This window comes from Nocardia sp. NPDC058176, assembly GCF_042883805.1.
In the GTDB taxonomy this organism is placed as follows: domain Bacteria; phylum Actinomycetota; class Actinomycetes; order Mycobacteriales; family Mycobacteriaceae; genus Nocardia.
This window is the reverse complement of record NZ_JBHVVA010000001.1, coordinates 1,009,733-1,023,563: the sequence shown is the minus strand read 5'-3', so window position 1 is coordinate 1,023,563 and position 13,831 is coordinate 1,009,733. Positions and strand designations below refer to the sequence as shown.

At 70.0% G+C, this 13,831-nt stretch carries 13 protein-coding genes; 6 read left to right on the top strand and 7 right to left on the bottom strand.

Annotation, left to right across the window (positions count from 1 at the left end; genetic code table 11):
• Positions 1-1,497: a sugar transferase gene (locus tag ACFVVM_RS04890; RefSeq protein WP_387613003.1), complete on the bottom strand. Its 1,497-nt coding sequence runs from the start codon at positions 1,495-1,497 to the stop codon at positions 1-3.
• A 488-nt stretch (positions 1,498-1,985) separates the two neighbouring features.
• On the opposite strand from ACFVVM_RS04890, the gene ACFVVM_RS04885 reads away from it, so the two are divergent.
• The 4 genes from ACFVVM_RS04885 to ACFVVM_RS04870 are packed head-to-tail and all read left to right on the top strand — an operon-like array spanning position 1,986 to position 5,714.
• Positions 1,986-3,257, top strand: a complete 1,272-nt coding sequence (locus tag ACFVVM_RS04885) for a class I SAM-dependent methyltransferase (protein ID WP_387613002.1) — start codon at positions 1,986-1,988, stop codon at positions 3,255-3,257.
• Positions 3,254-4,030 carry a glucose-1-phosphate cytidylyltransferase gene (locus tag ACFVVM_RS04880; protein ID WP_387613000.1) on the top strand — a complete coding sequence of 259 codons (777 nt, stop codon included), beginning with the start codon at positions 3,254-3,256 and terminating at the stop codon, positions 4,028-4,030. The genes ACFVVM_RS04885 and ACFVVM_RS04880 overlap by 4 nt, the downstream gene beginning before the upstream one ends.
• Positions 4,015-4,677: a PIG-L deacetylase family protein gene (locus ACFVVM_RS04875; RefSeq protein ID WP_387616759.1), complete on the top strand. Its 663-nt coding sequence runs from the start codon at positions 4,015-4,017 to the stop codon at positions 4,675-4,677. Before ACFVVM_RS04880 ends, ACFVVM_RS04875 begins: the two co-directional genes overlap by 16 nt.
• Positions 4,678-4,679: 2 nt before the next feature.
• A complete protein-coding gene (locus tag ACFVVM_RS04870; protein ID WP_387616758.1) occupies positions 4,680-5,714 on the top strand; it encodes an NAD-dependent epimerase/dehydratase family protein in 1,035 nt (344 codons plus the stop codon).
• Here the strand turns inward: ACFVVM_RS04870 and rfbC are convergent.
• Complete coding sequence (gene rfbC, locus ACFVVM_RS04865; RefSeq protein ID WP_387612999.1) at positions 5,692-6,255, bottom strand: dTDP-4-dehydrorhamnose 3,5-epimerase; 564 nt, start codon at positions 6,253-6,255, stop codon at positions 5,692-5,694. The genes ACFVVM_RS04870 and rfbC overlap by 23 nt on opposite strands.
• Before the next feature lie 14 nt (positions 6,256-6,269).
• On the opposite strand from rfbC, the gene ACFVVM_RS04860 reads away from it, so the two are divergent.
• Together ACFVVM_RS04860 and ACFVVM_RS04855 are read left to right on the top strand one after the other, a co-directional pair.
• Positions 6,270-7,382, top strand: coding sequence for a class I SAM-dependent methyltransferase (locus tag ACFVVM_RS04860; RefSeq protein ID WP_387612998.1), 1,113 nt, complete (start codon positions 6,270-6,272; stop codon positions 7,380-7,382).
• Positions 7,383-7,461: 79 nt separating this feature from the next.
• Positions 7,462-7,728, top strand: coding sequence for a hypothetical protein (locus ACFVVM_RS04855; RefSeq protein ID WP_387612997.1), 267 nt, complete (start codon positions 7,462-7,464; stop codon positions 7,726-7,728).
• Here ACFVVM_RS04855 and ACFVVM_RS04850 read toward each other — a convergent pair.
• Genes ACFVVM_RS04850 through ACFVVM_RS04830 form a run of 5 tightly spaced genes read right to left on the bottom strand, consistent with a single transcriptional unit; the run spans position 7,722 to position 13,829 of the window.
• Positions 7,722-8,837, bottom strand: coding sequence for a glycosyltransferase family 4 protein (locus ACFVVM_RS04850; RefSeq protein ID WP_387612995.1), 1,116 nt, complete (start codon positions 8,835-8,837; stop codon positions 7,722-7,724). The genes ACFVVM_RS04855 and ACFVVM_RS04850 overlap by 7 nt on opposite strands.
• A complete protein-coding gene (locus ACFVVM_RS04845) occupies positions 8,824-9,807 on the bottom strand; it encodes a beta-xylosidase (protein ID WP_387612993.1) in 984 nt (327 codons plus the stop codon). The genes ACFVVM_RS04850 and ACFVVM_RS04845 overlap by 14 nt, the downstream gene beginning before the upstream one ends.
• Positions 9,800-11,398, bottom strand: a complete 1,599-nt coding sequence (locus ACFVVM_RS04840) for an oligosaccharide flippase family protein (protein WP_387612991.1) — start codon at positions 11,396-11,398, stop codon at positions 9,800-9,802. The genes ACFVVM_RS04845 and ACFVVM_RS04840 overlap by 8 nt, the downstream gene beginning before the upstream one ends.
• On the bottom strand, positions 11,395-12,456 hold the full coding sequence (locus ACFVVM_RS04835; protein WP_387612990.1) for a glycosyltransferase family 4 protein: 1,062 nt from the start codon (positions 12,454-12,456) through the stop codon (positions 11,395-11,397). Before ACFVVM_RS04835 ends, ACFVVM_RS04840 begins: the two co-directional genes overlap by 4 nt.
• Positions 12,457-12,461: 5 nt before the next feature.
• Positions 12,462-13,829 carry an O-antigen ligase family protein gene (locus tag ACFVVM_RS04830; protein ID WP_387612988.1) on the bottom strand — a complete coding sequence of 456 codons (1,368 nt, stop codon included), beginning with the start codon at positions 13,827-13,829 and terminating at the stop codon, positions 12,462-12,464.
• Between the last annotated feature and the right edge of the window lie 2 nt (positions 13,830-13,831).

Genomic DNA, 13,831 nt, shown 5'->3' with positions numbered 1-13,831 from the left:
TCAGTAGGCGCCCTCGCCGCGGGTGACCACCCCGATGGTGCGGGCGATCAGGGCGAGATCGAGGAACATCGACCAGTTCTCGACATAGGAGAGGTCGAGGCGCACCGAGTCCTCCGGTGACAGGTCCGAGCGCCCGCTGACCTGCCACAGCCCGGTGACGCCCGGCTTCACCAGCAGGCGCCTGCGGGTCTCGCCGTCGTAGCTGTCGACCTCGCGCTGGACCTGCGGGCGCGGGCCGACCACGCTCATGTCCCCGCGCAGCACGTTGAAGAACTGCGGCAGCTCGTCGAGGCTGTACTTGCGCAGGAAACGGCCGACCGGCGTGACCCGCGGATCGTCTTTGACCTTGAAGAACACCGGGTTGCCGCCGTGGCGTTCGATGAGCGCGTCCACGGCGGCATCGGCGTCGGCGAGCATGCTGCGGAACTTGATCATCCGGAACGGGACACCGTCGCGGCCGATCCGCTCGGACAGGTAGAACACCGGGCCCTCACTGGTCAGTTTCACCGCCAGCGCGATGGCCGCGAGCATCGGCGCGACGAGGATCAGCACGATCGCGGCGAAGCAGAAGTCGAACACGGCCTTGCGGTTGGACTTGGCGTGGCCGTAGCGCGGCGGGTCGATGTGCAGCATCGGCATCCCGGCCACGAGCCGGTTGGTCAGCCGGGCGCCCGCGATGTCGACGACACCGGGCGCCACGATCAGATCCACCCCCAGGGGATCCAATTCCCATGCCATGCGCCGCAATTCGGCCGGACCGAGGTGATCGGTCGCGGCGACGGCGACGGAATCGGCCCGGCTGCGGCGGACCGCGTCGAGCACCGACCGGTCGTCGCCGAGCACCGAGGGGCCCTCGGACGAATCGAACTGCCGCCCACCGGATCCGGTCGGCACGCACACCCCGACCACCCGGTATCCGGACCCGGGATCGCCGGTGAAGGCGGTGGCCATCGCGTGCGCGGCCTCCGGCGAACCGACGACCAGGACCGCGGTGTGGCACCGGCCCTGTGCCCGCCAGCGCCGCAACCGCAACCGCCAGGCCATCCGGCCCGCCACCAGGACGCACAATCCGGCGGGCAGCGCGATGGCCAGATAGCCGCGGGCGACCTCGATCCGGAACAGCAGTGCCAGGATCGCGAGCACGCCGAACAGCCCGAGGGTCGCCGAGACCAGCCTGCGGAACTCCTCACCGCCGGTGCCGAGCACCTGCGGCGCGCGGGTGCGATAGCCGTGCATCAGGGCCAACCAGCCCGCCGCCAAGGCCAGCGACACCACCGAATAGCCCACCTCGTAGGGCAGCGGCCACGCCAGCGGCGGTGCGGCCGGACCGCCGAAGCGGATGATCTGCGCGGCGAGGACCGCACCGAACACGGCGACGACATCGGTGACGACCAACCGCTGAACGAACGCGGCCTGCCAACTCTCCCGCTGCGTGCGCAGCATGCCGATACCGTGGACGACGTCGACGTCTCCACCACTGGTGAGCTCGTAGCTCATGAACCCACACCTCCCCCTCGGGAGACGAATCGTTTCCCGATCCCCATCGACCGGAACGCGGCCGCTGCGGCCGTCCTACTTCCGTCGATTCGATACCCGTCCGCTGATTGTTACAGACAGTCCGCCGGTCTTCACACCGAAGAGGCCGCGCCACAACGCGTTCCAGAGATTAGCCAAAAGCCCCGGCAATCGCTCGGCAAGCCTGCCGAATCATCATCGACATTCGGCATGAAACCAGGAAGATTCTCTCGCTCGGTGAGTGACATCACCTCGCACCGAGGAACGGTCGCCATCGCCGGGAAGTTGCTTACCACCTCACGACCTGGCCGAACTTCGAAACATACCACGAATTGGTTTCCGCCCCAGTCGTTCGAGGAGGTCTTCTCGACGCCTGCGCTGTAACGTCTGACCGCGCCGGGCCGACGTTCGGCATGACCGGCGCCTGAGCCGTGATGTTTCTGGGAAGTGTGCAAGAAGGTGGGGCCCGCGTGCAGTGTCGACTCTGTGATTCCGATCGACTCACCAGCGTGCTCGACCTGGGGGCGACGCCGCCGTGTGAGAGCTTCCTCTCCGCCGCCGAACTCGACCTGCCGGAGCCGACCTATCCGCTGCACCTGCGCCTGTGCGAGGACTGCCTGCTGTTGCAGATCCCGGCGCTGATCACCCCCGAGGAGACCTTCACCGAGTACGCGTACTTCTCCTCGTACTCGCAGAGTTGGGTGCGTCACGCCGAACAGTTCGTGGCGACCGCCGCCGAGCGGCTCGCCCTCGGCGCCGAGTCGTTCGTCGTCGAGGTGGCCAGCAACGACGGCTACCTGCTGCGCCACGCGGTGGCCCGCGGGATCCCCTGCCTCGGTATCGAGCCGTCGGTCAACGTGGGCGCGGCGGCGCGGGCGGCGGGAGTGCCCACCGAGACGACGTTCCTGGACGAGGAATCGGCCGCGCGGGTGCGCGCCGCACACGGCCCGGCCGATCTGGTGGTGGCCAACAACGTCTACGCCCACATCCCCGATCTGCGCGGTTTCACCCGTGCGCTGCGGACGCTGCTCGCCGACGACGGCTGGCTCAGCATCGAGGTGCACCACGCGCTGAACCTGGTCCGGCTCGGGCAGTTCGACACCATCTACCACGAGCATTTCCAGTACTACACCGTGTATTCGGCGCAGCGTGCGCTCGCGGTGGCGGGGCTGACGGTGGTGGACGTGGAGCTGCTCGACACCCACGGCGGCTCGATCCGCCTGTGGGCGCGCCCCGACCCGGTCGCGGTGCCGACGCCACGAGTGGCCGAGGTGCTCGAGCTCGAACGCGCGGCCGGACTGCACGATCCCGATGGCTACGGCGAGCTGGGTCCGCGCGCGGAGTCGGTACGACAGGAGCTGTTGCGGTTCCTGCTCGACTGCCGCGCGGCGGGCAAGCGGGTGGTCGGCTACGGCGCGCCCGGCAAGGGCAACACCCTGCTCAACTACTGCGGTATCCGGCCCGACCTGCTCGAGTACACCGTGGACCGCAATCCCTACAAGCACGGCCGCTACACCCCCGGCACCCGGATCCCGATCCATCCGCCGGAACGCATCGATCTCGACCGGCCCGATGTGGTGCTGGTGCTGCCGTGGAATCTCGAAGCCGAGCTCACCGCCCAGCTGCGCCACGTCGGCGAGTGGGGCGGCGAATTGATCTATCCACTGCCGGTGCTGCATCGCGGCGCGCCGGTGGGCGAGCCGGTCGCGGCCGGTCTCGCCGAGACGAAGGTGAACCGATGAAGGTCGTGTTGTTCTGCGGCGGGTACGGCATGCGCATGCGCGGCGGGTCCGATGACGTCGTCCCCAAGCCGATGCAGCTGGTGGGCCCGCGCCCGCTGCTGTGGCACGTGATGCGCTATTACGCGCACTACGGCCACAAGGAGTTCGTGCTGTGCCTCGGCTACGGGGCCGAGCACATCAAGAACTTCTTCCTCACCTACCAGGAGTCGGCGTCCAACGACTTCGTGATCCGCAACGGTCAGGTGGAGTTGCTTGGCACCGACATCAGCGACTGGTCGATCACCTTCGTCGACACCGGGGTCGAGTCGGCCATCGGTGAGCGGTTGCGCCGGGTGCGCGAACACCTCGACGGTGACGAGTACTTCCTGGCCAACTACGCCGACGTGCTCACCGACGCGCCCCTGGACACCATGATCGAGCGCTTCCACGAATCGGGCGCGGCCGCCTCGATGATGGTGGTGCCGCCGCAGTCCTCGTTCCACTGCGTGGACCTGACCCCGGCCGGTGAGGTGAAGGAGATCATGCCGGTGGCGCGGATGCCGCTGTGGGAGAACGGCGGCTACTTCGTCCTCAGCCAGGAGATCTTCGATCTGCTGCCACCCGGTGGCGACCTGGTGGCCGACGCGTGCGGCGCGCTCGCCGGGCAGGGCAGGCTCTTCGGGTACCAGCACCTGGGGTTCTGGAAGCCCGCCGACACGTTCAAGGAGCGTGCCGAGCTCGACGACGCCTACCGCAACGGTTCCCGGCCGTGGATGGTGTGGGAGTCGGCGTGATCGGGCTGTTCACCCGGCCGCCGCGCCGGATCGCGGTGCTCGGGGCGCACTGCGACGACATCGCGATCGGGATGGGCGCCACCCTGCTGGCGCTCACCGGCGCCGACCCCGAGGTCCAGGTGCGCGCCCTGGTGCTCTCCGGTGGCGGCACCGCCCGCGAGGACGAGGAACGCGCGGCGCTCACCGCGTTCTGCTCCGGCACGAAGCCGGAGCTCGAGGTGCTCGACATCCCCGACGGCCGGGCGCCGGCGCACTGGGACCGGATCAAGGACGCGCTGGCCGCGTTCCGGCGTGGTGGCGACGACGAGGTGGTCTTCGCCCCGCAGCGCGGTGACGCGCACCAGGATCACCGGCTGCTCGCCGAGCTGGTGCCGACCGAGTTCCGCGACCATCTCACCCTGGGCTACGAGATCCTCAAGTGGGAGACCGACACCCCGACGCCCACGCTCTACCACCCCCTGAGTGCCGAACTCGCACAGCGGAAGTCGCGGCTGCTGCACGAGCACTACCCGTCGCAGACGGGCCGCGACTGGTTCGACGAGCAGGCCTTCCTCGGGCTGGCCCGGCTGCGTGGCGTGCAGTGCCACGCACCGTATGCCGAGGCGTTCGTGCTCGACAAGGCGATCATCAGATGGGAACAGGCGTGAACATGCGGGTATTGGTCACCGGGCATCAGGGGTATCTCGGCACCGTGATGGTGCCGGTGCTCGAGGCGGCGGGCCACACCGTCACCGGGCTGGACATCGGTTACTTCGCCGACTGCCTGCTGGGCGAATTCGCCGGTGACCCCGAAGGATTGGCGGTGGACCTGCGGGAGGTGACCGTCGAGCAGTTGCGCGGGTTCGACGCGGTGATCCACCTGGCGGCGCTGTCGAACGATCCGCTCGGCGCGCTGGCGCCCGAGATCACCTACGACATCAACCATCACGCCTCGGTGCGGCTGGCTCGCCTGGCCAAGGAGGCCGGGGTGCGCCGGTTCCTCTACGCCTCCACCTGCTCGGTCTATGGCGCGGCGGGCGCCGACCTGGTCACCGAGGACGCGCCGCTGCGGCCCATCACGCCCTACGCGCAGAGCAAGGTGCGCGTCGAGGACGATGTCGCCGCCCTCGCCGACGACGACTTCGTGCCCGTGTTCCTGCGCAACGCAACGGCTTTCGGGTTCTCGCCGCGGCTGCGGGCCGACATCGTGCTCAACAATCTCGTCGGCTACGCGGTGCTGACCGGTGAGGTGAAGGTGCTCTCCGACGGCACGCCGTGGCGACCGCTGGTGCACGCCCATGACATCGCGACCGCATTCGCGACATGCCTCACCGCTCCCGCCGCCGACATCTCGTGCCAGGCGTTCAACATCGGCACCGAGGTCAACAATCTGACCGTCGCCGAGATCGCCGCCGCCGTGGTCGACGCGGTACCGGGTTCGCGGCTGCTGATCACCGGGGAGAGCGGCGCCGATCCGCGCTCGTACCGGGTCGATTTCGCCCGTGCGCGTGAGGTTCTCGGCTTCGAAGCGCAGTGGACGGTGCCCGCGGGGGCGGCGGAGTTGTTCACCGAGTACACCGCGCGTGGGCTCACCTCGGAGGCGTTCTTCCGGCGGTTCACCCGGTTGCCGCACCTCGAGGGGCTGCGCGAGGGCGGGGTGCTCGATGCGCAGTTGCGCAGGGTCAGTGCGTCGAGCGCAGCGTAGCGCGCAGCTGCGCCCAGCTGCCCGCGTTCGCGTCGCGCGGGGAGACGATCCCCGCGGGCAGCGGCCAGTCGATGGCCAGGTCGGGGTCGTCGTAGGCGACGCCGAGGTCCTCGGCCGGGTCGTGCGGTCGGTCGATGCGGTAGCAGACGTCGGCGGTCTCGGTGAGCGCCTGGAAGCCGTGCAGGAAACCCGGCGGAACGTAGAGGTGGTGGAAGTGCTCGTCGTCGAGCCGAAAGGCCTGTCGCGCACCGAAGGTCGGCGAATCGGGGCGGATGTCGACGAGCACGTCGTGCACCGCGCCGTGCGCGCAGCGCACCAGCTTGGCTTCGCCACGTCCGCCGCGCCCGTGCATGCCGCGGATCACCCCGCGTACCGACCGCGACTGCGAGTCCTGCACGAAGGCCGCCGACGCGCCCTCGACGCCGAGGTGGGCGTCGAATTCGATGGCGTCGAAGGTCCGGGTGAACAAGCCGCGGTCATCACGGAACGGTTCAGGAACAAGGACAACCACGTCGGCCAGTTCGGTCCGCTCGATACGCACGAGGTCATCCTGCCATGACCCGCCACTGCCGCGGCTGCGGCGAAACCACACTGCACACGGTGCTCGATCTGGGCACGGTGCCCGCGGCCGATCACTTCCCCCCGGGTGAGTCACCGGTCGACCCGGCCGAGTCCGGACACGGCCTGCGGATGGACCGGTGCGGCGCCTGCGGATTGGCCCAGCTCGCCGACGACGACACCGTCACCGCCGAACCGCACGGCGTGGAACCGCAGGCCCTGCGCGATCAGGCGGCCGAGGCGGTGCGCCAAGTCGGCGGGGCCGGACTGCTGGACGGGTCGACGGTGACCGAGTTCGGCAGCCCGCACGGCGGGACCTGGCTACCGCTGCTCACCGAACGCGGCTTCACCGAGCCCACCGACGGTCCGGCCGATGTGGTCCTCGACTGCTTCGGGATCATGCACGAGCCGGACCAGCGGGCGGCCTTCGCGGGACGTGCGGCCGCCACCGCTCCCGGAGGTGTGCTGCTGATCCAGTACCACTCGCTGGCCGCGATCGTGGCGCAGGGGCAGTGGAATGCGTTGCGGCACGGGCACTTCGCGTACTACTCCCTGGCGACGCTGCGCACCCTTTTGCGGGCGGCGGGAATGAGCGTGGTGTCCGCGTGGGAGTTCGACCTCTACGGCGGCACCGTCCTCATCGCCGCGCGCCACGGCACGCATTCGGCCGATCCGAGCGTCGCGCGGGTGCTGGCCACCGAAGAAGCGGCGTTGAGCCCGGCATCGCTCGGCGCGCTGCAGCAGGTCGTCGATCGCCATGTTCGCGGGCTCCGCGACTGGCTGGAACATACTGCCGCACAAGGCAAACGGGTCTTCGCCTACGGCGCCGCCTCGCGCGCCGTCGCCCTCTTGGCCATGGCAGGCGCCCACCGCGGCGTGCTCGCCGGTGTCGCCGACGCCTCCCCCGGCAAACAGGGCTGCCGCATGCCGGGCACCGACGTACCCATCATCTCCCCCGCCACCCTCACCGCCGCCGACCCCGACCTGGTGCTGCTCACCCTGCCCGACCTGTTCACCGAGGTGAGCGCCGCACTCCCCGCCGTCGCCGGCCGCTGGATGATCGACGATCCCACCGGCCCCCGCCTGCCGTCGGCGAATACCCTGGCGTAGCGCACTTTCCGGCGCATTCGTGTTGATGAGAGACTGAATCGTGCCTGACCGACCTGAGATCGTCTGCCTTTGCGGCTCTGTGCGATTCGCCGAGGAGATGCGGAAGGCGAACCGCGACCTGACCTTCGCAGGAGTCATCGTCGTCGCACCGGGTGAAGCGGACGCGGTCGTCTCAGCCGAGCAGAAGACCTTGCTCGATGCGCTCCACCTGCGCAAGATCGACCTGGCCGATCGGGTGCTGGTCGTCAACCCAGGTGGATACATCGGCGAGTCGACGCGCCGAGAAGTCGTGTATGCGCGCGCCGGCGGCAAACCGGTGTCGTTCACGGAACCGTTCGATCAGTAGCCGAACCGCACCGGGTGCGCTTCGCCGACCAGGAGGTTGAGCATGCGGGGCTCGGTGTGGGATCGGTCGTGGTGGGTGGCGACGTGGGTACGGCCCGCCGCCCTCAGCTGGGCTCGCAGGGCGGGATCGTCCGCGAGGCGGCGTAGGGCAGCGCGCAGAGCGCTCGGGTCGTCGGCGGGGACGCACAGTGCGGTGTCGGCGGTGACGTTGCCACCGTGGTCGGTCGCCACCACCGCGACGCCCAGGCTCATCGCCTCGAGCACCACCAGTGGGCCTGCCTCGGGGAGCACGCTCGCCGACACCAGGATGTCCCAGTCGCGCAGGGTCGTCATGGCGTCCACCCGGCCGAGGAAACGGACCCGACCGGCCAGGTTCGTGCGCTGCGATCGCTCGCGTAGCGCGTCCAGGTACGGTTCGTCGCCGGGGTGCGCGGCGCCCGCTATCTCGAGCGCGATCTCGGGCACCTGGGCCACCGCGTCCAACAGCACATGGTGGCCCTTCCACTCGGTGATCACCCCGAGAATGCCGACGACGACCGGTGCGCGCTCGCGGACGGGTACCGGTTCGACCGGCCACGGCACCCCCTGTCGAGCGACCCGCACGTCGAAGCCCAACTGCCGCACCGGGTCCGCGGCCCGCTCGGACACCGCGACAGCGCGACCGACCGCCCGCCGCCCCGCCTTCGCCACCAGTACCTGACGGCGGCTGGCCAGGATGTCGTGCACCAGCCAGACCGTCGAGCCGCGCCGCGGCCGGGCCAGCGCCACCGCGGGCAGGGCCATGGTCGAGTTGACGATGATCTGGGCGCGATCGCGCCGGGACAGCGCCCGGAACACCCGCGCGGCCCGCACCCAGTGCCGGGCCATCGTCGTCGCGGCCAGCAGCCGCCGACCGCCCCGCTGGCCGGTCAGGCCCAGCTCCGGAATCGGAACGCGCTCGACCGCAGCGGGCAGCAGCGCGCTCAACGGCCCGTCAGGGCACGCCACGCGCACCCGATGCCCCCGGCTCAACGCCAGGTCGACGAGACCGAGCATGACCTTCTCCGCACCCGAGGCCTGACCCGAGTGCGCGACGAACACAAGGTCCCGCGCCGGGCTATCGGCCGACACGCAGGGTCTCCGCTCGCGCGCGCAGCACGGTCACCGAGGGCTTCTCGGTGTAGTCGCGGCGCAGGACGCCGAAGTTGTCCTCGAGATCGCCGAGGTCGTCACCCGCGTCGACCAGCGAGTACACGAACACCGGTCCGACATCGTGGATCTCGGTGATCATGGCGAGCCCCTGATCGATGATCTCGGCCTGCCTGGTCTCGCTCACGGCTCGTGCGCCGGTTCCGGTCGGCGCCCCGAACTCGGTGGGCCACAACAGCATCGACTGGTCGCCTCGCTCGTCCATGAGGCGTCGGATCCGGGCCACGTTCTGGAACGCGTTGTACCAGGCCTCGGAATCCGGCAGCTCCGGATAGGAGTACGGGTGCACGGCGATGCCGTCGAAATCGGTGTCGGCGCCCAGGGCGTAGAGCGATTCGATGAACGAGGTGGGCGCGATGTCGCGGCCGTTGTTGGTCGCGGGCGCCAACCCGCCGACGATGACCTGACCGTGCGGCTGCCGGGTCCGCACCGCCAGCGCGGCCTGCCGCAGCAGGTGCGCGTACAGGCCGACATCGGGGGCCGGTGCGAAGAAGGCGCTGACATTGGGTTCGTTCCAGATCTCCCAGTGCGAGATCTGGTCCTCGTAGTGGTCGACGGCGGCGCCGACGAAGTCCCCGAACAGCACCGGGTGCGGGGCGGCCTTGCTGCCGCCGACCCCGCCGTGCGGACCCGCCCAGGCCGGTGCGTAGGTGAGGATCGCCAGCACCGCAAGCGAGTGCGCCCGTGCCGCGCGCACCACGCGGTCGGTGGCGGTCCAATCCTTCTGTCCGCGAACGGGTTCGATCAACGCCCAGTCGATGTCGAGGCGCACCCAGGTGGCGCCGGTGCCCGCCACGATCGCCATCTGCCGATCCAGCTCGGCGGCGTCGAGCCGGAGCCAGGAGTGTCCGCCGGAGATGCCGAGACCGGCGCGGACCGGCGGTTCACTCATCGGAGTCGGGGCCGGTGCGCAGCCGAGCACTGTCGCGGTGGCGATCATCGCGGTGAACACCGCTCGCGCGATTCGCCACAGTCTCATCAGCTTTCGGACCCCGCAAATTTCGTATCGTCAATCCATCGGTTCTTCGCAGGATGCCTCCGGCGAGAAGAAGATATATCAGGCAGGCGGCGATCGAGGTGAGAATCCACGGAGGATCCCACCGGTGCTGAATCCGGGTGGCCGCGACGATCACCGCCGCGGCCAGACCGCCGACCAGCGCCACCGTGGCGACCGGCACCAATCGGCGCATCCGCAGCGTGAGCACCAGCGCCAGCCACACCGCGACCAGCAGCACCACCTGCGCCAGCAGGCCCGCGATGGCGGCCCCCTCATACGACAGCCGGGAGATCAAGGGCCACGACACCCCGAGATTGACCCCGAGCGCCACCAGGGCAATCCAGGGGATCAAGACGTTGCGTCCGATCGCCATCAGCGCCACCAGGCCCAGGTGCGCCAGCGCCCCGAGCAGCCCGCCCACGATCTGGATCCGGCTGGCGTCGGCCGCTTCGCCGAAGCTCGCGCCGAACAGCAGCTCGACGACCTCGGTGGCCACCGGCCAGAAGCCGACCAGCGCCGCGAGCCCCAGCGCGAGCAGCGCGATGGTGGCCTGCCGGAAACAGCGGCGGAACCGATCCGGCTCGGCGGGCCACAGCGCGATCAGCAGGGTCGTCATCGGGGCCACCACGGCGATCGCCGCGGTGTCGACCAGGTCGGAGAACTTCATGCCGACCGCGAAGAGCCCGACGGACTCGAAGCTGTCGAAGTGGCCGAGCAGCAGCAGCCCCACCTTCTGCAGCACGATGATCAGCCCGAGACCGATGCTCAACGGCAGCGCCTCGCGCAGCATCTCGCCCCACCAGCGCAGTTCGAGGTGCCGGGCGGGAATCGGCCCGCCGAGTCCGCGCCCCACCCCGACGATCTTGACCGCGACCGCGACGACCTCGTACAGCAGGGCGGGTACCACGACCACCAGCAGCGTCGGCGCCCAGAGCACCGCCGCCACGGTCAGTGCCAGCTGCACGGTGCGGGCGAGCGCCTCGGCCGCGGCGACCAGGGTCAACCGCATGGTCGACTGGAACAGGACCGTGAGCGCGTGGCTGGGCGTGGCGATGACCACCACCAACCCGGCGATCGCCGTCGCGGCGATGATCTCGGGCGGACAGCGCAGCACGAACACATACGCCATGGCCAGCCCGTAGCCCAGCAGGCCGAGCACCGTGCGCAGGGCGATGAACGAGGTGGCGATCTCGGCCGATTCGGCGGGCTCGCCGTGCACGAGTTTGCCGATGACCGCGCGTCCGACACCCAGGTCGGTGATGATCGCGAGCATCCCGAGCAGACCGAAGACGAAGGAGAAGTAGCCCCATTCGACCGCGGGCAGCGCGCGGGCGATCAGGGTCGTGCCGAGCAGGCCGAGCACCGCCGCGAAGATCCGGCTCGCCAGCATGGCCGCGGTGTTGTTCGCCGCCGCCCGGCCCGACAGCGCGCGCTTGCGCGGATCCGGCGCGCCGGCGAGCTGATCGGTGGTGGCCTCGGCGGTCACGGTAGCAACCCGGCGCCGCGGTAGGCGGCGACCGTCGCCGCCGCGGTCGACTCCCAGCTCAGGGCGGCGGCCGCGACGAGTCCGCGATCGCGCAGTTCCCGATTGGCCTGCTCGTCGTGCAGCAGTGGCCGCATCGCCCGCACCCAGGCCGACACATTCGTCCGCTCCACCAGCACCGCGCCGTCACCGCAGACCTGTGGCAGGGCGCCGACGGCACTCGCGACCACCGCGCCGCCACACGCCATCGCCTCGACCGGCGGCAGCCCGAATCCCTCGTACTCCGAGCAGTAGGCCACCACGGTCGCGGCCGCGTACAGCGCGGGCAGATCGGCGGTGTCGACATAGCCGAGGCCGAGCGCGGCGCTCGGCGCGTCGGGCCCGTCGGACCCGGCACCGGCCAGCACGAGGGGCACGTCGAGCTCTCGGGTCACCTCGTCGAGCAGGGCGACCTGCTTGCGCGGCTCCACGGTGCCGACCTGCAGCACGAACCGGCTCGGCAGCCCGTACCGCGCGCGCACCTTCGCCACGGTCTCCTCCTCGGGCACCCGCGCCCAGGCCGCGGGCGCCAGCGGCACCACCACCGCCGTGCGGCCGAAGCGGTCGGCGATGCGCTGCGCGGTGAACTCCGAAACCGCGATGAGCAGGTCCGCGCGCCGCAGGGCCGTCCGCACGAGCAGTTGCTCGCCGCCCGCCCGGTAGCGGCTGAACGCCCACGGCACGTCGAAGACCGACAGGTCGTGCACCGTCGCGACGGTGGCGCGCGGACCGGTCAGCGGCACATCGACATCGAGCCCGTGGAACAGGTCGACTCCGCGCAGCGGCGCCACCCCGTGCCAAGCCCGGCGAGCACCCGCCACCACCGGCCGAGACAGTGCGGCGATGCCTGCGGGCAGCTCCGGCGCGGCGTCGGCCTGCACCAGTGCCGACAACTCGGCCTCGGGCAGCAGTCCGGCCAGTCGCGCCAGCAGCTCCCGCTGATAGGTGGCGACTCCGGCACCACCGGGCCGATAGGCCAGCGCACCGAAACACACTGTCGCACTGCGCTGTTGGTTGCTCATGCGGTTCACGACACCTGCTCTGGTACGGAGTCTCGGGACTCGGTCTCGGCTGCGGACCTGTGCTGGGTGACAGCGCAACCGAGCACCGCGGCCAACAGCCAGAAGTAGAAATCGCTCGGGAAGATCTCGAAGTAGCTCGAGGCCACCGCCGCCACCGCGCACGCCAGCACCGAGGCCGCGACGCCGAGCGCGAAGGCCGAATCGACGCCGCGCATCGTGCGGGCACCGCGGATGGCCATCAGGTAGATCACCACCAGGATCGCCGCGAACAGCCACACCCCGATCGGGCCCAACTCGATGAGCAGCTTCACGTAGTAGTTGTCGGGCTGATAGGGACGGCCGTAGATCTGGACATCGCCGGTGGCGTACGGGAGTTTCTCGGCCATCGGACCGAGTTCCTCGACGAGCTGACGCGCCTTCGCGGCACCGGTCGAGCCGAGTCCGTCGCCGAAGGGATGGCTCGCGATCGACTGCATGACCGAATTCCAGCCGGTGCCACGATCGGCCAGGCTCGACGAGGAGAACAGCGAACTGCGGGCCTGCGACGACATCGCGGCGAGCCCCACCAGGACCAGCCCGAGGCCGCCGAGCAGGACGTACTTCAACTGCTGCCGATAGCGGACCACCGCCAGCACGAGCACCCCGACCAGCAAGCCGACCAGCGCGGCCCGCACGACACTGGCCGCGAGGCCGACCAGCAGCAGCGGCGTGGCCATCAGGAACATCCGGTTGCGGGGCCGCCGGGGATCGGCCATCGCGACCGAACCACCGACGAGCAGCACCGTCACCAGGTAGAACGCGAACGGGAACGGTTGATTGAATGTGCTGAACGAGCGCAGCAGGCCACCGGCGAAGCGGATCGTCTCGTTGTACTCGTAGCCCATCCGGGCCAGGCCGGCGCCGCCGATCGCCTGCTGCGCCACACCGAAGGCGGCGATCGCGACCGACTCCACCATCATGATCGTCACCAACAGGTCGCGGTCGCGGGCGGTGAACGGGCGCAGATAGATGATCAGGGGCACCACGACGAAATAGAAGAACGTGATCTTGATGGCGAACAGCCCGAGCATTCCGGCGGTGACGAACGCCGAGATCACCCCGAACACGCACAGCACGGCGCCGATCTGCCACCACGGCAGCGCGGGACGCGGATCGGCTTGCCGGTGCGGGACGAACGCGGCGACCGCGAGCGTCAGCACCAGCAGCAGTTCCTTCCACCCGGTGACCTGCAACCAGGCGGGCGCGATCTCGAGCAGTCCGTTGAACGGGACCAGCGCGGCGACCAGCAGCAGCCCACGCTGCGGCCGATCCCGGATCCAGCGCAGGAACAGCCATCCCAGTGGGATCGCGGCCAGGTACAGGGGGGAGCCCATGT